This window comes from Mesorhizobium sp. B3-1-7 (assembly GCF_006439385.1).
Classification (GTDB): domain Bacteria; phylum Pseudomonadota; class Alphaproteobacteria; order Rhizobiales; family Rhizobiaceae; genus Mesorhizobium.
In genome coordinates this window covers 120,002-141,679 of the sequence record NZ_VFTL01000017.1, presented here as the reverse complement: position 1 = coordinate 141,679, position 21,678 = coordinate 120,002, and the positions used below count along the sequence as shown (strand labels likewise).

18 protein-coding genes and 1 pseudogene are annotated in these 21,678 nt (G+C 63.6%); 12 read left to right on the top strand and 7 right to left on the bottom strand.

Annotation, left to right across the window (positions count from 1 at the left end):
* Window positions 1-116 precede the first annotated feature (116 nt).
* Window positions 117-707 carry a hypothetical protein gene (locus FJ417_RS16155; protein WP_140784140.1) on the bottom strand — a complete coding sequence of 197 codons (591 nt, stop codon included), beginning with the start codon at window positions 705-707 and terminating at the stop codon, window positions 117-119.
* A 211-nt stretch (window positions 708-918) separates the two neighbouring features.
* Between FJ417_RS16155 and FJ417_RS16150 the strand changes: the two genes are divergently transcribed.
* Both FJ417_RS16150 and FJ417_RS16145 read left to right on the top strand, forming a co-directional pair.
* Complete coding sequence (locus FJ417_RS16150) at window positions 919-2,460, top strand: trimethylamine methyltransferase family protein (RefSeq protein ID WP_140784139.1); 1,542 nt, start codon at window positions 919-921, stop codon at window positions 2,458-2,460.
* A 65-nt stretch (window positions 2,461-2,525) separates the two neighbouring features.
* Window positions 2,526-4,952 carry an FAD-dependent oxidoreductase gene (locus tag FJ417_RS16145; protein WP_140784138.1) on the top strand — a complete coding sequence of 809 codons (2,427 nt, stop codon included), beginning with the start codon at window positions 2,526-2,528 and terminating at the stop codon, window positions 4,950-4,952.
* 107 nt (window positions 4,953-5,059) lie between these two features.
* Here the strand turns inward: FJ417_RS16145 and FJ417_RS16140 are convergent, their stop codons facing one another.
* Complete coding sequence (locus FJ417_RS16140) at window positions 5,060-5,449, bottom strand: DoxX family protein (protein ID WP_140784137.1); 390 nt, start codon at window positions 5,447-5,449, stop codon at window positions 5,060-5,062.
* A 197-nt stretch (window positions 5,450-5,646) separates the two neighbouring features.
* Here FJ417_RS16140 and FJ417_RS16135 point away from each other — a divergent pair, with 197 nt between their 5' ends.
* Complete coding sequence (locus FJ417_RS16135; RefSeq protein WP_140659945.1) at window positions 5,647-6,135, top strand: hypothetical protein; 489 nt, start codon at window positions 5,647-5,649, stop codon at window positions 6,133-6,135.
* Window positions 6,136-6,165: 30 nt separating this feature from the next.
* On the opposite strand, the gene FJ417_RS16130 is transcribed toward FJ417_RS16135, so the two are convergent.
* Window positions 6,166-6,942 carry a VOC family protein gene (locus FJ417_RS16130; protein WP_140659941.1) on the bottom strand — a complete coding sequence of 259 codons (777 nt, stop codon included), beginning with the start codon at window positions 6,940-6,942 and terminating at the stop codon, window positions 6,166-6,168.
* A gap of 267 nt (window positions 6,943-7,209) precedes the next feature.
* Here FJ417_RS16130 and FJ417_RS16125 point away from each other — a divergent pair.
* The 5 genes and pseudogenes from FJ417_RS16125 (at window position 7,210) to FJ417_RS16105 (ending at window position 12,341) form a co-directional block, all read left to right on the top strand.
* Window positions 7,210-7,943, top strand: a pseudogene (locus tag FJ417_RS16125) (gamma-glutamylcyclotransferase).
* A gap of 112 nt (window positions 7,944-8,055) precedes the next feature.
* Entirely contained in the window at window positions 8,056-9,420 is a 1,365-nt protein-coding gene (locus FJ417_RS16120; RefSeq protein WP_140784136.1) for an NAD(P)-dependent oxidoreductase, read from the top strand.
* Between the two features lie 2 nt (window positions 9,421-9,422).
* A complete protein-coding gene (gene preA / locus FJ417_RS16115) occupies window positions 9,423-10,736 on the top strand; it encodes an NAD-dependent dihydropyrimidine dehydrogenase subunit PreA (RefSeq protein ID WP_140784135.1) in 1,314 nt (437 codons plus the stop codon).
* Between the two features lie 599 nt (window positions 10,737-11,335).
* Window positions 11,336-11,854, top strand: coding sequence for an Rrf2 family transcriptional regulator (locus tag FJ417_RS16110; protein WP_140784134.1), 519 nt, complete (start codon window positions 11,336-11,338; stop codon window positions 11,852-11,854).
* A gap of 28 nt (window positions 11,855-11,882) precedes the next feature.
* Window positions 11,883-12,341 carry a carboxymuconolactone decarboxylase family protein gene (locus FJ417_RS16105; protein WP_140657539.1) on the top strand — a complete coding sequence of 153 codons (459 nt, stop codon included), beginning with the start codon at window positions 11,883-11,885 and terminating at the stop codon, window positions 12,339-12,341.
* A gap of 257 nt (window positions 12,342-12,598) precedes the next feature.
* On the opposite strand, the gene FJ417_RS16100 is transcribed toward FJ417_RS16105, so the two are convergent.
* Entirely contained in the window at window positions 12,599-13,321 is a 723-nt protein-coding gene (locus FJ417_RS16100; protein WP_140784133.1) for an SDR family oxidoreductase, read from the bottom strand.
* Entirely contained in the window at window positions 13,318-14,163 is an 846-nt protein-coding gene (locus tag FJ417_RS16095) for an SDR family oxidoreductase (RefSeq protein WP_140784132.1), read from the bottom strand. The genes FJ417_RS16100 and FJ417_RS16095 overlap by 4 nt, the downstream gene beginning before the upstream one ends.
* A gap of 103 nt (window positions 14,164-14,266) precedes the next feature.
* Between FJ417_RS16095 and FJ417_RS16090 the strand changes: the two genes are divergently transcribed.
* Window positions 14,267-15,139 carry a helix-turn-helix transcriptional regulator gene (locus FJ417_RS16090; protein ID WP_140784131.1) on the top strand — a complete coding sequence of 291 codons (873 nt, stop codon included), beginning with the start codon at window positions 14,267-14,269 and terminating at the stop codon, window positions 15,137-15,139.
* Window positions 15,140-15,424: 285 nt separating this feature from the next.
* Here the strand turns inward: FJ417_RS16090 and FJ417_RS16085 are convergent, their stop codons facing one another.
* Entirely contained in the window at window positions 15,425-16,054 is a 630-nt protein-coding gene (locus FJ417_RS16085) for a TetR family transcriptional regulator C-terminal domain-containing protein (RefSeq protein ID WP_140657531.1), read from the bottom strand.
* A 239-nt stretch (window positions 16,055-16,293) separates the two neighbouring features.
* Here FJ417_RS16085 and FJ417_RS16080 point away from each other — a divergent pair, with 239 nt between their 5' ends.
* Window positions 16,294-17,622 carry an aspartate aminotransferase family protein gene (locus tag FJ417_RS16080; protein ID WP_140784130.1) on the top strand — a complete coding sequence of 443 codons (1,329 nt, stop codon included), beginning with the start codon at window positions 16,294-16,296 and terminating at the stop codon, window positions 17,620-17,622.
* Window positions 17,623-18,050: 428 nt separating this feature from the next.
* Here the strand turns inward: FJ417_RS16080 and FJ417_RS16075 are convergent, their stop codons facing one another.
* On the bottom strand, window positions 18,051-18,689 hold the full coding sequence (locus FJ417_RS16075) for a TetR/AcrR family transcriptional regulator (RefSeq protein WP_140784129.1): 639 nt from the start codon (window positions 18,687-18,689) through the stop codon (window positions 18,051-18,053).
* A 121-nt stretch (window positions 18,690-18,810) separates the two neighbouring features.
* Here FJ417_RS16075 and FJ417_RS16070 point away from each other — a divergent pair, with 121 nt between their 5' ends.
* Window positions 18,811-20,061 (top strand): Zn-dependent hydrolase, encoded by a 1,251-nt coding sequence (locus FJ417_RS16070; RefSeq protein ID WP_140784128.1) that lies wholly within the window; start codon window positions 18,811-18,813, stop codon window positions 20,059-20,061.
* 164 nt (window positions 20,062-20,225) lie between these two features.
* Window positions 20,226-21,677, top strand: coding sequence for a dihydropyrimidinase (gene hydA / locus FJ417_RS16065; protein WP_140647600.1), 1,452 nt, complete (start codon window positions 20,226-20,228; stop codon window positions 21,675-21,677).
* Window position 21,678: the final 1 nt, after the last annotated feature.

Below are 21,678 nucleotides of genomic sequence, written 5' to 3'. Positions count from 1 at the left end.
ATCGGCGGATCCTTTTGGCGAAGAATCCTCCAATCAAATCACTTCAAGCCGTCCTCACCCTTGCGTCGTGTACTGTGAGCGGATTCAGGCGACGCGCTTTAGGCCCAGACGAAGCGTTAACTGCCGCACTGCCGCATCTGCGCGGCGTAATCGCGGGCCATCTGGTCGGTGGCGCGCGCGTAGCCTTGAACGCCGGCGTCGCCGCGATTGCCGCGGCCATAGGCGGTCCAGCCAAGATAGTAGGCCAGATAGAGATTGTAGGTGTCGTTGCGGGCGACGCCAAAGGTGTCGGCGGTCTTGGAGTGGTACCAGCCGACGAAGTCGATGGCGTCGGCAAAGCGGGTGCGGCGCGCCGCCCAGTTGCCGGTCTCGCTTTGATATTGCGACCAGGTGCCGTCGAGCGCCTGCGAGTAGCCGGTGGCGCTCGAGACATGGGTCCACGGGATGAAGCCGAGCAGCTTGGTGCGCGGCGGGCGGGCGTTGCTCTTGAAGCCGGATTCCTTGCGCACGGTCGCCATCAGCACGGGGACGGGGATGCCGTATTTCTGCTCGGTCCGTTCGGCGGCGGACTGCCAGTTGTCGAACCAGCCGTCATTCTGGTCGAAGACGGCGCAGACATTGTTGATGTGACTGGGCGCTGTCGCGCAGGCCGAAAGCGCCAGCAGCACGGAGACAGCGACAATTTTACTAAAACTCGACCTACGCATTGGAAGACGAATAGGCCGAAATCATAAAAGGAGTCTTGCGCGGTTCCTTAACGCGGATGTGGAGGCACGAAAAAGCCGAGTGTCGATATTACGACCATCGGCGTCGCTATTCTCTTCATTGGCTTTGAAAAATGCCGCCTTGGCTAAAATCACGCCGGCAAATGGCGAATTCCTGACAGCTCGCATCTGATGCTGGCGCTCTGATGCGCGCATGAGCGAACCAAGACGCAAGCGCGGCGCCGAGCGCACCAGCAACCGTGGCGGCCCCGCGGCCATTCCACAACTGCCGCGGCGGCGAGTGGAGAATCCCTATCCGCCCATGGCGCTGCTGTCGGCCGACCAGATCGAGGCCATCCACCAGGCGTCGATGCATATATTGGAGAATTTCGGCATCGAGGTGATGAGCGCGCGGGCGCTGTCGCTGTTCGGGCGCGCCGGCGCCAAGGTCGATCACGGCTCGATGAATGTGCGTGTCGATCGCGGCATGGTCGAGGCGGCGCTGAAGTCGACGCGTCCGGCCTACACGTTGACGCCCCGAAACCCGGACCACGCCATCCATCTCGGCGGCAGCACGATCAACTTCACGCTGGTGGCGGGGCCGCCCAATGTGCATGACATGGAGCGCGGCCGCCGCGCCGGCAACCTTGCCGACTATTCGGACCTCGTGCGGCTGGGGCAGCATTTCAACTGCATCCACATGCTGGGCAATCAGGTCTGCGCGCCGATCGAGCTGCCGGCGAACACAAGGCATATGGACACCTATTTCGCCAACCTGACGCTGACCGACAAATCTTTCCACGTCTCGGCGATCGGCAGGGGCAGGGCGCTCGACGGCATCGAGATGATGGCGATCGCGCGCGGGCTGACGCTTGATGAGATGCGCGACGATCCCGGCGTCAACACCATCATTTCGGTCAACTCGCCGCGCCGCTTCGACGAGATGATGGCGGAAGGGCTGATGACCATGGCCGAGTACGGCCAGTCGGTGGCGGTGACGCCGTTCACGCTGATGGGCGCGATGAGCCCGGTGACGCTGGCCGGCGCGCTGGCGCAGCAGAATGCCGAAGCGCTGTTCGGCATCGTGCTCACGCAGTTGGTGCGGCCCGGCGCGCCGGTGATGTATGGCGCCTTCACCTCCAATGTCGACATGAAGTCTGGCGCGCCCGCCTTCGGCACGCCGGAAAACACCAAGGCCAATATCGCATCAGGGCAATTGGCGCGGCGCTATGGATTGCCCTATCGCACGACGCCGGGGTCGGCCTCGAACGCGGCGGACGCGCAGGGCGCTTATGAGACGCTGATGGCCTTGTGGGGCGCGGTGCTCGGCCACGGCAATCTCGTCTATCACGCCGCCGGTTGGCAGGAGGGCGGGCTGACGGCATCGTTCGAGAAGCTCATCATCGATGTCGAGATGATCCAGCACATGATGGAATTCCTGCGGCCGATCGTGGTCGACGAGGGAGAACTGGCGGTGGAAGCGCTGGGCGCGGTGCCGACCGGCGGGCATTTCTTCGGCGAGCCGCACACGCTGGAGCGCTACGCCACAGCTTTCTACCAGCCGATGCTCTCCAACTGGCAGAATTACGAAGCCTGGCAGGAAGCCGGCGGGCTCGACACGACGGCACGCGCGACGCGGCTGTGGAAGAAGGCGCTGGAGGAATATGTCCAGCCGGCCATGGACCCCGCCGTGCGCGAGGCGCTCGAAGCCTATATGGCGCGCCGCAAGGAAGCGATCGGGCAGGGCGAACCGTGATGGAACAGCTTCCCATCCTGATTCATTTCAATCTCTCAACTCACTGAACCAACGAGAAAAACCCCATGAAGTCGCATGCAAAGGTCGTGGTCATCGGCGGTGGTGTCGTCGGATGCTCGGTGCTGTTCCATCTTGCCCGCCATGGCTGGACCGATGTCGTGCTTCTCGAGCGCGATGAGCTGACCTCGGGCTCGACCTGGCATGCGGCGGGCGGCATGCACACCATCAACGGCGACCCCAACGTCGCCAAGCTGCAGAAATACACGATCTCGCTCTACAAGGAGATCGAGGAGCTTTCGGGACAGGCGACGGGCGTGCACCTGACGGGCGGCGTGCTTCTGGCGGCAACCGAGGCGCGGCTCGACTGGTTGCGCGGCGTCGTCTCCAAAGGCCGCTATCTTGGCATCGACCTCGAGGTGATCTCGGCGAAGGAGGCGGCAGAATTGATGCCGCTCATCGATCCCAGCCAGTTCGTCGGCGCGGTGCGCAACAAGGAGGACGGCCACCTCGATCCGTCCGGCGTGACCCACGCCTATGCCAAGGCCGCGCGCAAACTGGGCGCCGAGGTCGAGCGCTTCACCAAGGTCGAGGACATCGTGCGCCGGCCCGACGGGTTGTGGCGCGTCATCACCAACAAGGGCGAGGTGGTGACCGAGCATGTCGTCAATGCCGGAGGGCTGTGGGCGCGCGAGGTCGGCCGCATGGTCGGGCTGGAACTGCCGGTTCTCGCCATGGAGCACATGTACCTGATCACCGAGGACATGCCGGAGGTCGCGGATTGGAACAAGAAGACCGGCACCGAGATCATCCATGCCGTCGACTTCGACGGCGAGCTGTATCTGCGCCAGGAGCGCGGCGGCATGCTGATGGGCACCTATGAGAAGGCCAACAAGGTGTGGTCGGAGTTCACCACGCCTTGGAATTTCGGCCATGAGCTGCTGGAACCGGACATCGACCGCATCGCGCCGTCGCTGGAAGTCGGCTTCCGCCACTTCCCGGCCTTCCAGAAGACCGGGATCAAGCAGATCATCAACGGCCCATTCACCTTCGCGCCCGACGGCAACCCGCTGGTCGGTCCGGTGCGCGGCCTGCCGGGCTTCTGGGTCGCCTGCGGCGTCATGGCCGGCTTCAGCCAAGGCGGCGGCGTCGGTCTCGCGCTCTCCAACTGGATGATCGAGGGCGATCCCGGCGCCGACATCTGGGCGATGGATGTCGCCCGCTACGGCGACTGGGCGACGATGGCCTACACCAACGCCAAAGTGCGCGAGAATTACTCGCGCCGCTTCTCGATCCGTTTCCCCAACGAGGAATTGCCGGCCGGGCGCCAGCTCAAGACGACGCCGGTCTACGACCTGCTGTCGGCCAAGGGCGCGCAATGGGGCGTTTCTTTCGGGCTTGAGGTGCCGCTGTGGTATGCGCCCGCGGGCGTCAAGGATGAGTTCTCATGGCGGCGCTCCAACGATTTCGCCCATATCGCCAATGAAGTGGCGGCGGTGCGCGGCGGCGTCGGCCTGTCGGAGATCTCGAACTTCGCCAAATACAAGGTGACGGGCGAGGGCGCCTCAGCCTGGCTCGACCGTGTGCTTGCCTGCAAATTGCCGAAGCCCGGCCGCATGACGCTGGCGCCGATGCTGAAGCAAGACGGCAAGCTGATCGGCGACTTCACGCTCGCCAACGTTGGCGACGGCGAATGGTTCATCGCCGGCTCCGGCGTCGCCGAGCAATACCACATGCGCTGGTTCGAGGCGCATCTGCCCAAGGACGGCTCGGTACACATCGAGGCGCTGGGGCAGAAACTCACCGGCCTCGCCATCGCCGGACCGAAAGCGCGGGAGGTGCTGGCGAAAGCCAGCCGCGCCGACGTCTCCAATGCCGCATTCCCGTTCATGGCGGTGGCGCTGATGGATATCGGCATGGCGCCGTGCCTGGTCGGGCGCGTCAGCTATACCGGCGATCTCGGCTACGAGATCTGGGTGGCGCCCGAATATCAGCGCGCCGCCTTCCAGGCGCTGCTGGCGGCGGGCGAGGAATTTTCGATCGGCCTGTTCGGCTCGAGGGCGCTCAATGCGCTGAGGCTCGAGAAGAACTACGGCTCATGGGCGCGCGAGTACCGGCCGATCTACGGGCCGCTCGAGGCCGGGCTCGACCGTTTCGTCGCCTATGGCAAGGATGCCGATTTCATCGGCAAGGCAGCGGCGCTCGCCGAGCGCAAAGGGGGCGGCAAGCTTCGGCTGCGCAGCTTCATTGTCGACGCCACCGATGCCGACGTCATCGGCGACGAGGCGATCTGGCATGACGGTGTCGTGCTCGGCTGGGTCACGTCCGGCGGCTATGCGCATAATTCGGGGAAGTCGGTCGCCTTGGGCTATGTGCCCAAGGAGATCGCCGACAGACCGGACGGGTTCGAGATCGAGATCCTCGGCAAGCGTCATGCGGCGCGCATCCAGGCGGCGGCGCTGTTCGACGCCAATTTCGAACGGATGCGCGCCTGAAGCGCTACGGCTTCGCCGATGCGCTTCAGATTCTTGGCTTTGTGCATGCCGTCATCCCAAAACGGCTGAGCACTTTTGGGCGACATGCACTGGCGGTGCATGCTTTGTCAGCCGCGACGGTTGTCCAGCGCGAAGGCGCCTGGGCCGGCGAATATAAGATAGAGGAAGATGAAGCAGAAGGAGATCGCCAAGTCGCCGCCGTTGTTTACGGGGAAGAAGTCGCGCGGGAAGTGCGCCATGAAATAGGCGATGGCCATTTCGCCAGCCAGGAGGAAGGCGACCGGGCGGGTGAAGAGCCCGAGCGCCAGCAGGATGCCGCCAGCGAATTCGAGAATGCCGGCCGCCGTCGTCAGCCCGGTAAGGGCGTGCGGCTGAGCGCTGACCGGGAAGTTGAACAGCTTCTGCGAGCCATGTTCGATGAACTGCAACGCGGTCATGATGCGCAGCACGCCCAGCGCCTGCGGCCGGTACCGGGCAAGGCTTTCAAAAAGCTTCATCTAAAACTCCATTTTACCCCGCCCGGCGATAAATTATCACCCGGCAATGGACCACTCACTTCCCACGGCCCCACCATCAACAATCGGTGAGTGAAAATGGTTTCACCTCTCAACAAATGTTCTCGCAATGGTTGCATATTTATCCCTATGGTTGTATTGATATGCCGAGACATCAAACCATACGGGTCCGCTTTGCCATGAAAAAAATCCTCATCAGCCTATTCGCAATCCTTGCAGGCACCAGCTTCGCCGCGGCCGCTGACGGGGGCTGCGATGCCTTCAAATGGCCGGTTGCGCGCGAGCAGGCCCTGTTCCCGGCGGCGCCGGCCGCCCAGTCCGGCACCTCCCTGACAGTCGGGCAAGCGGTGGATTTCTCGCTCGAGGCCGTCGATACGGTCAGCTTTGAAGTGCCGCCGGAACGCGCACCGGAAGCCGGCACGTTCGGCGCGACGGCCAGCGTGGCCGTGCCGCCTGATGGCGAGTTGCAGCTCAGCCTGTCCGACGAAGCCTGGATCGATGTCGTGCAGGACGGCAAGACCGTAAAATCGGCGGCTTTCAGCGGCGTCAAGACCTGCCCGGGCATCCGCAAGAGCGTGCGCTTCAAGCTCGCCGGCGGCGCGGCGATCATCCAGATCAGCGGCGCAAAAAAGGCCGATCTGAAGGTGGCTGTGCTGACGCCGGAGTGATCCGGCATCAGCCCATCCAACCACGCGCTGCTAACGCGTCGACGCCAGCAGCGCGAAATGCGCGCCTTGCGGGTCCTGGCACTGGATGATCCACTGGCCGCTCGGCACGTCCATCGGTCCCATGATGACCTTGCCGCCATTGTCGGTGACGCGCTTGGCGGCGGCGTCGATGGCGTCGACGTTGAAATAGAACTGCCAGACGGGAACCGGGATCTGCGGCGGCTTGTTCATGATGCCGCCGCCGGATTCGGGGCCGGCGCCGAAGGTCTGGTAGATGCCCATCTCACCCATGTCCAACTGGCCGGCGCTCTCCCAGCCGAACTGGCTGGAATAGAAGTCGAAGGCGGCTTTCCAGTCCGAGGTGTAGAGCTCGTGCCAGCCAACATGGCCGGGTGTGGTCGCCGGCACCGGCGGCTGTTCAGGCTGATTGGGCTGAAGGAACATGAAGGCGGCGCCTTGCGGGTCCGCAACGACGGCGAAGCGGCCGACGCCCGGAATGTCGTCCGGCGCGCGGTGCACCGCACCGCCGGCGTCCTTGAGCGCTTGCGTCGAGGCGTCGACGTCCTTGGTGTAGATATAGCCCACCCAGGCCGGCGGCATACCCATCTTGGCGGGTTCTTCCGGCATCGTCATCAGCCCGCCGACGCCGCGCACGCTGGAATTCATCACGATGTAGCGCGGCATGCCAGGCGCCTTGTCGAAGGGCTCGGCCCGCCAGCCGACAACGGCGGTATAAAAAGCCTCGGCGGCGTCGAGGTCGGTGGTCATCAGTTCGTACCAGAAGAAAGGTTGCGGGGATTTCGGCATCGTCGGTCTCCTCACCGGTTCAGGCAGCGATCGCGGTTCGATCCATCCTAGGACGATCCTGGCGACAGAAATCCGACATCTGGGCCGGAATTCGAGGATGGCAAGGCACTAGCGCATATCGCCTAGGGCGCGCAGCGGTTTTGCGACGACGACATGCATCAAAGCGCGCCTCGCTCCGATCCGTTCCTGCGTGATGCTTTAGGATTCGCAATCTTGCGCGCCATGGGGTTTTCGACTTTGCTTGTTGCCGATGAGGGGTTTCGATCCATGCGCCACATGTCACTGACGCCGGAGCTTGTCGCTCTGTGCCATCGGGAGGAGGTCGACCCTGGCCCCAGCGGGGATTGGACACAGCTAAGCGACGATGATTTCCGGACGCTCGCTACGCGTCTTGCCGGCGAGGCCGATGAAGGTCCGCTTTGGTGTTCGCCTATGGCTCGCTAATCTGGAAACCGGCCTTCGAGTCCGTCGAGCAGTTGCGCGCCTCGGCGCATGGCTGGCATCGCTCCTTCTGCCTGGATCTCGTGCGCTGGAGAGGAAGCGCCGAGCAGCCCGGACTGATGATGGCGCTCGAACGCGGCGGGCGCTGCGATGGCGTGATCTACCGCCTGCCGGACGGTGACAAGGCAGCCCAGATCGAAAGGCTGTTGCGACGCGAGATCGACGATCACGAAGCCGTCAGCTCGGTGCGATGGGTCCCAGTGCGCACCGTGCAAGGATCGCTCAAGGCGCTCGGTTTCTGGGTCGGCGTCACCGGCAGGGGGACGTCTCTCGGGCAGCCGCTGGAGAGCGTAGCAAAGATACTGGCTCGCGCGTGCGGCCATGTCGGTTCCGGCGCCGAATATCTCTACAACACCGTCAGCCACCTCGAGACATTCGGCATCCATGACCGCAATCTGTGGCGGCTGCAGCAACTGGTGGCGGACGAGATCCGGTCGATCCATGGCCACAAGGTCACAAGCCATGCCATAGCAGAGGCTACTGAGGTGGCTATAACATGATTTCATTTGTCATGTTTTAGTCAGCCATTACAGTGGCTTGGCCGAAAATTGACCAATTGATAAAAAAATAAAACGTGCTAGCCTTCCCAAAACGACAACAAGGGGAGCTGGAATGGCGACTGGTCATTTCATCGAAGGCATTGCCGGCGGCCGGCTGTCTTCCGAGCAATATGCCGACAATTTTTCCGACCTGCATCCGCCGCTCGATCATCATGAGGCGCTGGTCGAATCCGATCGCTGCTATTTCTGCTACGACGCGCCGTGCATGAACGCGTGTCCGACTTCGATCGACATCCCACTGTTCATCCGTCAGATCGCGACCGGCAATCCGCTGGGCTCGGCCAAGACGATCTTCGACCAGAACATCCTTGGCGGCATGTGCGCCCGCGTCTGCCCGACCGAGACGCTGTGCGAAGAGGTCTGCGTGCGCGAGGTGGCGGAGGGCAAGCCTGTGCAGATCGGCCGGCTGCAGCGCTACGCCACCGACGTCGCCATGAGCGAGGACAAGCAGTTCTACAAGCGCGCCGAGCCGACCGGGAAGAGCATCGCCGTGGTCGGTGCCGGGCCGGCCGGGCTGGCGGCAGCGCATCGCCTCGCCCGTCATGGCCATGAGGTGACGATCCTGGAGGCGCGGCCGAAGGCCGGCGGCCTCAACGAATATGGCATCGCCGCCTATAAGAGCGTCGACGATTTCGCCCAGGCCGAGGTCGACTATGTCACGGCGATCGGCGGCATCGATATCCAGAACGGCAAGGCGCTCGGCCGCGACTTCCAGCTTGCCGACCTGATGCGTAACTACGACGCGGTGTTCCTTGGGCTCGGGCTCGGCGGGGTCAATGCGCTGCGCGCCGATGGCGAGGATGCCGATGGCGTCACCAATGCGGTGGAATTCATCTCGGAACTGCGCCAGGCGAGCGATCTTTCCAGCCTGCCGGTCGGCCGACGCGTCGTCGTCATCGGCGGCGGCATGACGGCGATCGATGCCGCGGTGCAGTCGAAGCTGCTCGGCGCGGAAGAGGTGACGGTCTGCTACCGGCGCGGCCAGGAGCACATGAACGCGTCCGGCTTCGAACAGGATCTGGCCGCCGCCAACAGCGTCACCATCCGCCACTGGCTTCAGCCGAAGCGCGTCCTTGCCGAGAACGGCAAGGTTTCCGCGATCGAGCTCGAATACACCGCGATGAATGGCGACAAGCTCACAGGCACCGGCGAACGGCTCACGCTTGTCGCCGACCAGGTGTTCAAGGCGATCGGCCAGAGCTTCGTGCCGGCGCATCTCAACGGCAGCGGCGAGCAGATCGACCTCGAAGGCGGACGCATTAGGGTCGATGCGGAAGGCCGCACTTCGCTCGCGAAAGTCTGGGCCGGCGGCGACTGCATCTTCGGCGGCGACGATCTGACGGTCTCGGCGGTGGCGCAAGGGCGCGACGCCGCCGAGAGCATCCACCGGGCACTGACCTCTAACGGGAGGGCATGAGCATGGCAGACATCCGCAACAATTTCGTCGGCATCAAGTCGCCCAACCCGTTCTGGCTGGCCTCGGCGCCGCCGACGGACAAGGCCTACAATGTCATCCGCGCCTTCCAGGCCGGCTGGGGCGGCGTGGTGTGGAAGACGCTGGGCGAGGAGGGCCCGCCGGTCGTCAACGTCAACGGCCCGCGCTACGGCGCGATCTGGGGCGCCGACCGCCGCCTGCTCGGCCTGAACAATATCGAGCTGATCACCGACCGCGACCTGCAGGTCAATTTGCGCGAGATCAAGCAGGTCAAGAAGGACTGGCCCGACCGCGCCATCGTCGTCTCGCTGATGGTTCCCTGCGTCGAGGACGCCTGGAAGGCAATCCTGCCGGTGGTCGAGGACACGGAAGCCGACGGCATCGAGCTCAATTTCGGCTGCCCGCATGGCATGTCGGAACGCGGCATGGGCGCGGCTGTCGGCCAGGTGCCCGAATACATCGAGATGGTGGTGCGCTGGTGCAAGCAGAATACCCGTATGCCGGTCATCACCAAGCTGACGCCCAATATCACCGATGTGCGCAAGCCGGCGCGAGCGGCACTTGCCGGCGGCACGGACGCGGTGTCGCTGATCAACACCATCAACTCGATCACCGGCGTCGATCTCGACAGTTTCGCCCCCCAGCCGACCATAGATGGCAAGGGCTCGCATGGCGGCTATTGCGGTCCGGCGGTGAAGCCGATCGCCATGAACATGGTGGCCGAGATCGCGCGCGATCCCGAAACGCATGGCCTGCCGATCTCGGGCATCGGCGGCATCACCACTTGGCGTGATGCCGCTGAATTCATGGCGCTCGGCGCCGGCAATGTGCAGGTCTGCACCGCGGCCATGACCTACGGCTTCAAGATCGTGCAGGAGATGATCGCCGGGCTGGAGAACTGGATGGACGAGAAGGGCCATGCCTCGCTCTCCGACATCATTGGCCGCGCAACGCCCAACGTCACCGACTGGCAGTATCTCAACCTCAACTATGTCGCCAAGGCGCATATCGACCAAGACGCCTGCATCAAATGCGGCCGCTGCCATATCGCCTGCGAGGACACCTCGCACCAGGCGATCACCAATATGGTCGACGGCGTCAGGCATTTCGAAGTGATCGAGGCCGAATGCGTCGGCTGCAACCTCTGCGTCAATGTCTGCCCGGTCGAAGGCTGCATCACCATGGAGCCGCTGGCGGCCGGCGTGATGGACCAGCGCACCGGCAAGCCGGTGTCCCCGATCTACGCCAACTGGACGACGCACCCCAACAATCCGATGGCCAAGGTGGCGGCGGAATAGGCTTGGGTTCCTCGCCCCACGCAGTGGGGAGAGGTGGCCCGGCGAAGCCGGGACGGAGAGGGGTCTTCGGGACGGCTGGACACCGCCGAGGCCCCAAATTGCCTGTTGCCATTCCTTGCGCCTCGTTTGCGGCTACGGCGTGCCACATTTCCAAGCGGCTGGCCTTTGGCGATAGCGTGCATGGGAGCTTGGCGCATGCATTGTCTTATGCAGCGCTGGTCGACCCCCACTCCGTCTCGGCTTCGCCGAGCCACCTCTCCCCCGATCGACGGGGTAGAGGAAGGCGTGCCAAGCTTTTTGCCGTCAATGCTCGTCCAGCGGCGCTCCCTTCCTTTCCCTCCGGAGGGGGGAAAGGTGGCGCTGCGAAGCAGCGACGGATTGGGGGAACCATGTGGCAATCAAGCTTCGGCCTGATCAGTCGCGCCAGTCACAGAAGATGTGCATAGCGTAGCGCTTTGCCGGGTGCGAGGAACCCAACTCCTGCGAAGCGCCGTTCTCTCTCATCCTGCCATTGCGAATTAGCGGGCAATTTTCATCTTGCCTATTGCAGATAAAAACTATCCACGATAAAAGATATCCATGAATTGGAGATCGGCACGATGAAGCTGGGCGAGGGCGTTGAGGCGGCCATCCATTGCGCGGCGACGCTGGCCAGCGTCGATGGCAACAGCACCATGCCTGGCGCCGCGCTCGCCGAGTGCTTCGGGCTGTCGCCGAGCTATCTACTGAAACATCTCAACCAGCTCACGGCGGCGCGCATCCTGGAATCGGTGCCAGGGCCGGCGGGCGGCTATCGGCTGGCGCGGGCGGCGGAACAGATCACGCTGCTCGACGTCGTGCTGGCCGTCGAGGGACGGGAGCCGGCGTTCCGCTGCGGCGAGATACGCCAGCGTGCCCCGGTCAAGATCGATGCCTCGGCCTATGTCAAACCCTGCGGCATCAATGCCGCGATGCTGAAGGCCGAGCGCGCCTATCGGGCAGCGCTCGCCGAAGTGAAGATTTCCGACATCGTGGCGGAGTATGCGGCCGAAGGCGATCCGCGATCCTATGCCGCGAGTTGCGCCTTCGTCGAGCGGCACCAGCGGCCGCAGAAATCCGCTTCATCCAAACAGATATAGACCCACCCAAAACCTGGAAGGAAAGACGATGAAACAGAGATTGCAATTCTACGCCAAGGCTCCGGAGCTTCTGAAGGCGGTCACGGCGCTCAACAAGGCGGTCGACGAGTGCGGGCTGGAAGAAAGCCTGATGCATCTGGTCAAGCTCAGGGCCTCGCAGATCAATGGCTGTTCCTACTGCGTCGACATGCACAGCCGCGAGGCGAGGCGCGACGGCGAGACCGAGCAGCGGCTCTATCTGGTCGCCGCCTGGAAGGAATCGCCGCTGTTTTCAGAGCGCGAGCGCGCCGCCCTTGCCTGGACCGAGAAGGTAACGAAGATTTCGGAGAACGGCGTTCCGGACGACCTCTATGCCAGCACGCTCGAACATTTCTCCGAGGAGGAATTGGTCAAGCTGACGGTGGCTGTCGGCATGATCAACACCTGGAACCGGCTCAGCGTCTCCTTCCATGCCATCCACCCGGTCGAGAGGGCCAAGGCCGCCTGAGCGAAGGGGGCGGCGCGCGGGGCGGTTCAGTTGTCGGCGAGCTATTTGCTGATGTCGGCGCTGCCCCTCATTGCCCTGCCGGCCATTTCTCCCCGTGAACGGGGAGAAATGGCTGGTCGCGGCGCTGACGTTGGATTTTCGCCTAAAGCGCGTCGCGCTGGAACGGATTCAGGCGACGCGCTTTAGGTCTTTGTTTTGATGCATGTCGTTGTCCCAGAACCGCTGCACACTTCTGAGCGCCATGCATTAGTCACCACTCACGCCGCAAAGCGCAAACCACCGTCGCAAGTCAGCACCTGGCCGGTCATGAAGCCGTTGGAGACCAGGAAGGCGATCGCTTCGGCGACGTCCTCGGCGCGGCCGATGCGGCCGACCGGTGTCTTGCCGGCATATTCGGCAAACACCGCCTGCCGCTGATCGTCCGGCAAAAAGTCCCACCAGGGCGTGTCGATGACGCCGGGCGCCACGACGTTGACGCGCAGCGGCTTCAGCTCGACAGCCAGGATCGGCGCGACGGTGAGCAGCATGCCGTTGATGGCGCCGATGCCGGCGACGCCGGGCGCTGCAATCTGCGCCGAGACGGCCGAGATAAAGGTGACCGATCCGGCCTTGTTCATGGTCGGCAGGGCCGCCTGCAGACAGGACAATTGCGGCCGGATCTTTTCCTCGACGCCACTGCCGATATCGGCGAGGTCGAGCGTCGCGAACGGCCCCAATCCCTTGCCGCCGCTCGCGGCGAGGACCAGGTGATCGAACGGCCCGAGACCGTCGAAGAAATGCCGGACCTCGTCCGGCTTGGTGGCGTCGAAGGCGGCCTTGCCGACGGTGCCATCAAGGGTCTTCCACGCGCTCTTCAGCTTCTCCTCGTTGCGGCCGGTGATGGTCACTTTCATGGTGGGGCCGACCAGCCGTTTGGCCGTGGCAAGGCCGATGCCGGATGAGCCGCCGATGATGACGCAATGTTCGATGGTCTCGCTCATGAATGTTGTTCCTTGGATTTGGAGGATGGACGCTCGATCAGTTCGAGGCTCAAGGTCCGCAACCGGCGGCGGGCCTTTTCGTCATAGGCCTGGGCCTCGGCGCGCGATTCGCGCTGGCCGTCGAAGTAGCGGCCGCTACGCCCTTCGAGCGCGGGCGACGTCGCGAGGTTGAGGATGGCGTCGGCGCCGGTCTCGACCGAGCTCCACGGCGTGACGCCGGCCTGCCGGACCATGGTGGTGTCCATGTAGCTTGCCGGGTGCAAGGCGTTGACGCTGACGCCCGTGCCATCGAGCTGCTGAGCCAGGTCGACGGTGAACAGGATCTGCGCCAGCTTGCTCTGGCAGTAGGCGCGCACGCCGCTGTAGCCATGCGTCAGCATCACGTCGTCGAAGTCGATCGCCTGCTGGCCGGCCGAGGCGACATTGACGATGCGCGCCGGCGCGCTTGCCTTGATGAGCGGCAAGAGTTCCGAGGTCAGCAGGAAACCGGCGAGATAGTTGACGGCGAAGCGCAGTTCATAGCCGTCAATGCTGACCTGCCGCTTCGCGCCCTGGCCGCCGGTGCCGACGCCGGCATTGTTGATCAGGATGTCGAGCCGGTCGGTCCTTGCGCGCACGGCTTCGGCGAGGCGGCGTACTTCGACAAGCGAAGCGAGGTCGGCTGCGAGAAATTCGGCTTTGCCGCCTTTTGCTTCTATGGCGGCCGCGGTCGCCTTGCCGCGTCCTTCGTCGCGGCCATGCACCAGCACGCGCGCGCCGGCCGCGCCGAGCCGCTCGGCGACCACGCGGCCGACGCCGTCAGTCGAACCGGTGACGAGAATGGTTTTGTCCTTGAGTTCCATGTCCAGAGCCTCCTTGCGCTGCTCTGAACGGAAAGATGGGGCATAGTGCGAGGCCTAAACAGTTCAAACTTTATCCTGGTATCGGTACTGCTATAATAGATGCATGGATGCCATCGCCCATTCTCCCGAAGATCAGCGCCGGCGCGAGCTCGGCGCCTTCCTGCGTTCCCGTCGCGAGCGGCTTTCGCCCTCGGAGACCGGCATCGCCGCCGGTCAGCGGCGGCGCACGCCCGGGCTGAGGCGCGAGGAAGTGGCGATGATCGCCGGCGTCGGCACGACCTGGTACACCTGGCTGGAACAGGGCAGGGACGTGCGTCCTTCGGTCGAGGTCCTGACCGCGCTCTGCCAGGCATTGCGGCTCGACGGCGCCGAGCAGCGGCATTTGTTCACGCTCGCCGGCCGCCAGCAGCCGGAGCGGCGGCGCATCGTACAGGTAAAGGTCGAGGGACCGTTGCTGCACATGCTGCAGAGCCTGGTCCTGCAGCCCGCCTATGTCGTCGGCCCGCGCTGGGACGTGCTGGCATGGAATGACGCGGCCGTCGCCATTTTCGGCGATTACGGCCTACTGGAGGGCGATGCCCGCAACATCATCCACGGCGTGTTCACCGATCCGCGCCGGCGGCACCTGCTGGTGGATTGGGAGCAACTGGCGCGCGCGACCCTTGCCGCGTTCCGCGCCGAGAGCGCGAAATACACCGGCGATCCTGATTTCGAGCGGCTGATCGCGCTGATGATGCGCTCAAGCCCCGAGTTCCGCGAATGGTGGCCGCAGCGCGATGTGGTGCACCGGCTCTCCGGCCTGAAGCATCTGCGCCATCCGATCGCCGGCGCCATGACGTTCGAGCATATGAGCCTGTCGATCGACGACGGCTCGGACATGCGATTGATCGTCTACACGCCGCTGGCGGAACAGAACTCGGTCGCGAAGTTGCGGAAATTGCTTGAGGGGCTTCCGGGCGAACGGCGCAGCGCGTGAGGTCCCCTCAGCTTCGTCATCCACGGGCGCAGCGGGAGCGAAGCGGACGCGGAGACCCGAGGATCCATTCCGTTACTTTTGCGATGGAGTGCAGCGGTGCAGAATTCTGCACCGTAGCGGCGCTCCAAGGTCACGGAATGGATCCTCGGGTCTGCGCCGCGTCGCTTCGCTCCTTGCTCCGCCCGTGGATGACGAAACTGAGGGGGCTGCGGCTAATCTCGATGGACAGCAACAACTAGACGGCCGGCAAGTTGGCCCGTCCGTTAGGCTCCTTTTGCCGAGACGTCAGCCCTTCGGCTTCAGCCCATCCAGGAACAGCTGCTCCAGGAAGCGCGCGGCGTCCTCGAAGCGCCCGTCGCCGCCGCGATCGGCGCCGAGCACGGCGCGAACCTGGACGTCGAAATCGGCATAGTGCTGCGTCGTCGCCCAGATCGAGAAGATCAGGTGCCAGGGATCGGTGCGGGCGATCTTGCCGGCGCGCATCCAACCCTTGATGACGGTGGCCTTCTCGTCGACCAGGGTCTTCAGTTCACCCTCCAGCATCGGCTTGATGCGCGGCGCACCCTGCAGGATCTCGTTGGCGAACAGCCGGCTTTCGCGCGGGAAGTCGCGCGCCATTTCGAGCTTTCTGCGGATGTAGCTTCTGAGCTCCGTCAGCGGATCGCCGATGTCGTCGAGCTCGCGCAACGGCGCCAGCCAGGTGTCGAGCAGGCGCTGCATCAACGTCTCGTGAATGTCTTCCTTGCGGCGGAAGTAATAGAGAAGGTTCGGCTTCGACATGCCGGCGGCTTCGGCGATCTGGTCGATGGTCGAGCCGCGAAAACCGTTGGCGGAGAAGACTTCGAGCGCGGCTTCCAGGATGAGCTCGCGCTTTTCCTGCTGGATGCGGGTGCGGCGGGGAGCGGAGCTTTCCATCGTGTCCGTCATCCTTGCAGGCCGTCTTCGCGGGGGCTCTCTGGACCAATTGTCTGGACCAGTTTTTCCTTGGGCTGTGGAGCGCGATTTCGATGCCGCATTTCCGCTAGTAATCCCTTGACCGCCGACAGGCGGTGCTAACGTTTGTCCAACCGGTCAAAATTTTGCGTAGCACGAAAACGCAGCGAAGACCAAGCGTTGGCCGCACCGAAACACGCTTACAAGGGGAAGTCCTGGTCATGTCCAACCGGCTGAAAGTCACGCCGAACGATCTCAGCGCATTCTGGATGCCGTTCACGGCAAACCGGCAGTTCAAGCAGGCGCCGCGCATGTTCGTGTCCGCCAAGGACATGCATTACACGACAAGCGACGGCCGCAAGGTGCTCGACGGCACTGCTGGCTTGTGGTGCGTGAACGCCGGCCACTGCCGGCCGAAGATCACCGAGGCCATCCAGAACCAGGCCGCTGAGCTCGACTACGCTCCAGCCTTCCAGATGGGCCACCCGATCGTGTTCGAACTGGCGAACCGCCTGGTCGACATCGCGCCCAAGGGCATGGACCATGTCTTCTTCACCAATTCCGGTTCGGAATCGGTCGAGACGGCGCTGAAGATGGCGATCGCTTATCACCGGGTCAAGGGCGAGGGCTCGCGCACCCGCCTCATCGGCCGCGAGCGCGGCTATCACGGCGTCAATTTCGGCGGCATCTCGGTCGGTGGCATCGTCTCCAACCGCAAGATGTTCGGCACGCTGCTCGGCGGCGTCGACCACCTGCCGCACACGCATCTGCCGGAGAAGAACGCCTTCTCGAAGGGCGTGCCGGAACATGGCGCGGAGCTCGCCAACGAGCTTGAGCGTCTCGTCACCCTGCATGACGCCTCGACCATCGCCGCCGTCATCGTCGAGCCCGTCGCCGGCTCCACCGGCGTCATCCTGCCGCCGAAGGGTTATCTGCAGAAACTTCGGGAAATCTGCACGAAGCACGGCATATTGTTGATTTTCGATGAAGTGATCACCGGCTTCGGCCGTCTCGGCGCGCCGTTCGCGGCCGACTATTTCGGCGTCACGCCGGATATCATGACCACGGCCAAGGGCGTGTCGAACGGCGTCATCCCGATGGGCGCGGTGTTCGTCAAGAAGGAGATCCACGACGCCTTCATGACCGGCCCGGAGCACATGATCGAGTTCTTCCACGGCTACACCTATTCGGGCAACCCGATCGCCTGTGCCGCGGCGCTCGGCACGCTGGACACCTACAAGGAAGAGGGCCTGCTGACGCGCGGCGAGGAACTTGCGCCTTACTGGGAAGACGCGCTGCATTCGCTGAAGGGCGAACCGCATGTCATCGACATCCGCAACATCGGCCTGATCGGCGCGATCGAACTGGCGCCGATCGCCGGCAGCCCGACCAAGCGGGCGTTCTCGGCCTTCGTGAAGGCGTTCGAGCGCGGCGCGCTGATCCGCACCACCGGCGACATCATTGCGCTGTCGCCGCCGCTGATCATCACCAAGGGCCAGATCAACGAACTGATCGACCATGTTCGCGATGTGCTGAGGTCGATCGACTAGGAAGCTCGGGAATGGCCTCTGCGAAGCGCGAAGCAGCTTTGGAAAAGGAAAGGCAGTCTCTTGAGGCTGCCTATTCCGCTGCCTTGCTGGTTGCGCTTCGCGATTGCGCGGATGGCAGATGGGGGCTGTTCGGCCAGAACGAAGGAACGCTTCCCGCCTCCCTGGAAAGCCGGTATTTGCCGGAAAGTGCAAAGCGGCTCGCCGCGATAGGCGACGAGCTTGTCGTGGTCCGGGAAGAAATGGGTTTTGTCGACCTGTTTGCGCCCATGCGGCGACTGGCTGAACTGAGGGCGGAACGCGGGCCTAATCGGCCAGGGAGCCGCGGCTGGCGCAAATGTTCCTCGATGAATTGAAGCCCTAGCACGAGCTTGCAAAGCACGCAGGCAGGTGGCACCGACCTGATCGTTTGTTGTTGCGATGGCAGTCAATCAGGCCGGCTGCGCGCCGATGCCGGTCAGGATCACCCGCTTGATGTTTTCCTTGGCTTCCCGCCATTGCCGGTCGGAGAGCGACTTGCCGCCGTTCAGCGTCTCGATCTGGTGGCCGAAATCGGCGTAATGCTGGGTCGTGGCCCAGAGCATGTAGAGGAGGTGACGCGGGTCGACCGGGTCCATCTTGCCCTCCTCGATCCAGCGCCCGATGATCTCGACGCGGCCGTCGGTCCATTCGCGCAGCGTCGATTCCATATAGTCCTGAAGCACCGGCGCGCCGTGCATCACTTCGGAGGCCCAGACCTTCGAACCGTCCGGGTGGCGGCGCGATATCTCCATCTTGGCGTCGATATAGGCGCTGATGCCGTCAACCGGGCCGCGCGCGGCGTCGAAGCAATTGGCCGCCTGCAGCCAGATCTCGAAAATATTCTGGACGACGGACCGGTAGAGCTCCTCCTTGGTGGCGAAATAATAGTGGAGATTTGCCTTTGGCAGCCCCGCCAGATCGGCGATCAGCTGCATCGTGGCGCCGCCGAACCCTGCCTCCGCGAATACCTTTTCAGCGGCGAGCAGGATGGCTTTTTCATTCTCCCGCCTTATATCCTGGCGTCGCATGGGACGGGTGGGTTCGGTCATGTCTCCCCCAAGATTCTCGTTGACCGCTTGGTCAGCTTGTGTAGTCTGAAAGCTGACCATACGGTCAGGATGCAAACCACTCAAGGGGCGACAAGACCCCTAGTGAAAATGGGAACCGCAAATGGCCGCACCCGGCGAAAATCTGCGAATCAATTCAGACCGTTTGTGGGATTCCATCATGGAGATGGCGAAGATCGGCCCCGGCATTGCCGGCGGCAACAATCGCCAGACCGTGACCGACGAGGACGGCGAGGGCCGCCATCTTTTCAAGCGCTGGTGCGATGCCGCCGGGCTCGAAATGGGCGTCGACGAGATGGGCACGATGTTCGCCCGCCGCGAAGGCAGCGATCCCAGCCTGCCGCCGGTCTATGTCGGCAGCCATCTCGACACGCAGCCGACCGGCGGCAAGTATGACGGCGTGCTCGGCGTTCTGGGCGGGCTGGAGGTCGTGCGCTCGCTCAACGATCTCGGCATCAAGACCAGGCATCCGATCGTCGTCACCAACTGGACGAACGAGGAAGGCGCGCGCTTCGCGCCGGCGATGATGGCGTCCGGCGTGTTCGCCGGCGTGCTCGACCAGGCCGACGTCTACCAGCATGTCGACAAGGACGGCAAGAAATTCGGCGAGGAGTTGGAGCGCATCGGCTGGAAGGGCACGGAGAAGGTCGGCGACCGAAAGATCCATGCCTTCTTCGAATTGCATATCGAGCAGGGGCCGATCCTCGAGGACGAAGGCATCGACATCGGCGTCGTCACGCACGGCCAGGGCCTCAAATGGCTGCAGGTGACGCTGACCGGCAAGGAAGCGCATACCGGCTCGACGCCGATGCCGAAACGCCGCAATGCCGGGCTCGGCATGGCGCGCGTCATCGAGCTGGTGCACGAGATCGCCATGGACTACCAGCCCGACGCCGTCGGCGCGGTCGGCCATATGGAAGTCTATCCGAACTCGCGCAACATCATTGCCGGCCGCACGGTCTTCACCATCGACATCCGCTCGCCCGAGAAGGAGGTACTCGACGCCATGGATGGCCGCATCCGTGAAGGCATCGACACGATCTGCGACGCGCTCGACATCAAGTACAAAATCGAGCAGGTCGGCCATTTCGATCCGGTCACCTTCGACAAGAACTGCGTGAAAGCAATCCGCGATGCGGCCGACCGGCTCGGCTATTCGCATCGCAACATCGTCTCCGGCGCCGGCCATGACGCCTGCTGGATCAATCGGGTCGCACCGACCGCGATGGTGATGTGCCCGTGCGTCGACGGCCTCAGCCATAACGAGGCGGAAGAGATCACCAAGGAATGGGCGAGCGCCGGCGCCGATGTGCTGTTCCATGCGGTGGTGGAAACGGCGGGAATCGTGGAGTGACCGACTAGAGCAATCGCCGTTTCACGGAAACGGCGATTGCTCTATCTCTTTGTTTTAACGCAATTTCGGACGGAAAACCGCTTCACACTTTTCCTGAAATTGCTCTAGACCAATCACCTCGCAACGCCGCTCGCAAAGAAGCGCGAAAGAACAGGGGAACAGATATGACCAAAGTCATCCGGAACGGCACCGTCGTCACCGCCGACCGTACGTGGAAGGCGGACGTGCTGATGCAGCACGGCAAGATCGTCGCCATCGGCTCGAACCTGCATGGCGATCATGAGTTCGATGCGACCGGCTGCTATGTCATGCCGGGCGGCATCGATCCGCATACGCATCTCGAAATGCCGTTCATGGGCACCTATTCGGCCGACGATTTCGAATCCGGCACGCGCGCGGCCCTTTCCGGCGGCACGACGATGGTGGTCGATTTCTGCCTGCCCGCGCCACAGCAGTCGCTCTTGGAAGCGCTGCAGATGTGGGACAACAAGACCTCGAAGGCGTCGTGCGACTATTCCTTCCACATGGCGATCACCTGGTGGGGCAAGCAGGTGTTCGACGAGATGGCTCAAGTGGTCGACCGGGGCATCACCTCGTTCAAGCACTTCATGGCCTATAAGGGAGCGCTGATGGTCGATGACGACGAGATGTATTCGTCGTTCCAGCGCTGCGCCGATCTCGGCGCGCTGCCGCTGGTTCATGCCGAGAACGGCGACGTGGTCGCCGCGCTCTCGCAAAAACTGCTTGCCGCCGGCAACAACGGCCCCGAGGGCCATGCCTATTCGCGTCCGCCGGAAGTGGAAGGCGAGGCGACAAATCGCGCCATCATGATCGCCGACATGGCGGGCGTGCCGCTCTATGTCGTGCATGTCTCCTGCGAGCAGAGCCACGAGGCGATCCGCCGCGCGCGCCAGAAGGGCATGCGGGTGTTCGGCGAGCCGCTGATCCAGCATCTGACGCTCGACGAGAGCGAATATTTCGACAAGGATTGGGACCATGCGGCGCGCCGCGTGATGAGCCCGCCCTTCCGCAACAAGCTGCACCAGGATTCGCTGTGGGCCGGCCTGCAGGCCGGATCGCTGCAAGTGGTGGCGACCGACCATTGCGCCTTCACCACCAAGCAGAAGCGCAACGGCGTCGGCGACTTCACCAAGATCCCGAACGGCACCGGCGGGCTCGAGGACCGCTTGCCGGTTCTGTGGACGAGAGGTGTCAACACCGGGCGGCTGACGATGAACGAGTTCGTCGCGGTGACTTCGACCAACATCGCCAAGATCCTCAATATGTATCCGAAGAAGGGCGCGATCGTCGAAGGCGCCGACGCAGACATCATCGTCTGGGATCCGAAGCGCAAGAAGACGATCTCGGCCAAGAAGCAGCAGTCGGTGATCGACTACAATGTCTTCGAGGGCGTCGAGGTGACCGGCCTGCCGCGCTTCGTCTTCTCGCGCGGCGAATTGTCGATCGAGGAGGCGGACGTCAAGGCCAAGGCCGGCCATGGCGAGTTCGTCGCCCGCGAGCCGAACGCCGCGGTCAACCGGGCGCTGTCGACCTGGAAGGAGATCTCCGCGCCGCGCAAGGTGGAGCGTACCGGCATCCCGGCCACCGGGGTCTGAC

Bases quoted from the DNA above. Each gene is read 5' to 3' on its own strand.
- FJ417_RS16155 (WP_140784140.1), bottom strand. From the start codon at position 707: ATGCGTAGGTCGAGTTTTAGTAAAATTGTCGCTGTCTCCGTGCTGCTG.
- FJ417_RS16150 (WP_140784139.1), top strand. From the start codon at position 919: ATGAGCGAACCAAGACGCAAGCGCGGCGCCGAGCGCACCAGCAACCGT.
- FJ417_RS16145 (WP_140784138.1), top strand. From the start codon at position 2,526: ATGAAGTCGCATGCAAAGGTCGTGGTCATCGGCGGTGGTGTCGTCGGA.
- FJ417_RS16140 (WP_140784137.1), bottom strand. From the start codon at position 5,449: ATGAAGCTTTTTGAAAGCCTTGCCCGGTACCGGCCGCAGGCGCTGGGC.
- FJ417_RS16135 (WP_140659945.1), top strand. From the start codon at position 5,647: ATGAAAAAAATCCTCATCAGCCTATTCGCAATCCTTGCAGGCACCAGC.
- FJ417_RS16130 (WP_140659941.1), bottom strand. From the start codon at position 6,942: ATGCCGAAATCCCCGCAACCTTTCTTCTGGTACGAACTGATGACCACC.
- FJ417_RS16120 (WP_140784136.1), top strand. From the start codon at position 8,056: ATGGCGACTGGTCATTTCATCGAAGGCATTGCCGGCGGCCGGCTGTCT.
- preA (WP_140784135.1), top strand. From the start codon at position 9,423: ATGGCAGACATCCGCAACAATTTCGTCGGCATCAAGTCGCCCAACCCG.
- FJ417_RS16110 (WP_140784134.1), top strand. From the start codon at position 11,336: ATGAAGCTGGGCGAGGGCGTTGAGGCGGCCATCCATTGCGCGGCGACG.
- FJ417_RS16105 (WP_140657539.1), top strand. From the start codon at position 11,883: ATGAAACAGAGATTGCAATTCTACGCCAAGGCTCCGGAGCTTCTGAAG.
- FJ417_RS16100 (WP_140784133.1), bottom strand. From the start codon at position 13,321: ATGAGCGAGACCATCGAACATTGCGTCATCATCGGCGGCTCATCCGGC.
- FJ417_RS16095 (WP_140784132.1), bottom strand. From the start codon at position 14,163: ATGGAACTCAAGGACAAAACCATTCTCGTCACCGGTTCGACTGACGGC.
- FJ417_RS16090 (WP_140784131.1), top strand. From the start codon at position 14,267: ATGGATGCCATCGCCCATTCTCCCGAAGATCAGCGCCGGCGCGAGCTC.
- FJ417_RS16085 (WP_140657531.1), bottom strand. From the start codon at position 16,054: ATGGAAAGCTCCGCTCCCCGCCGCACCCGCATCCAGCAGGAAAAGCGC.
- FJ417_RS16080 (WP_140784130.1), top strand. From the start codon at position 16,294: ATGTCCAACCGGCTGAAAGTCACGCCGAACGATCTCAGCGCATTCTGG.
- FJ417_RS16075 (WP_140784129.1), bottom strand. From the start codon at position 18,689: ATGACCGAACCCACCCGTCCCATGCGACGCCAGGATATAAGGCGGGAG.
- FJ417_RS16070 (WP_140784128.1), top strand. From the start codon at position 18,811: ATGGCCGCACCCGGCGAAAATCTGCGAATCAATTCAGACCGTTTGTGG.
- hydA (WP_140647600.1), top strand. From the start codon at position 20,226: ATGACCAAAGTCATCCGGAACGGCACCGTCGTCACCGCCGACCGTACG.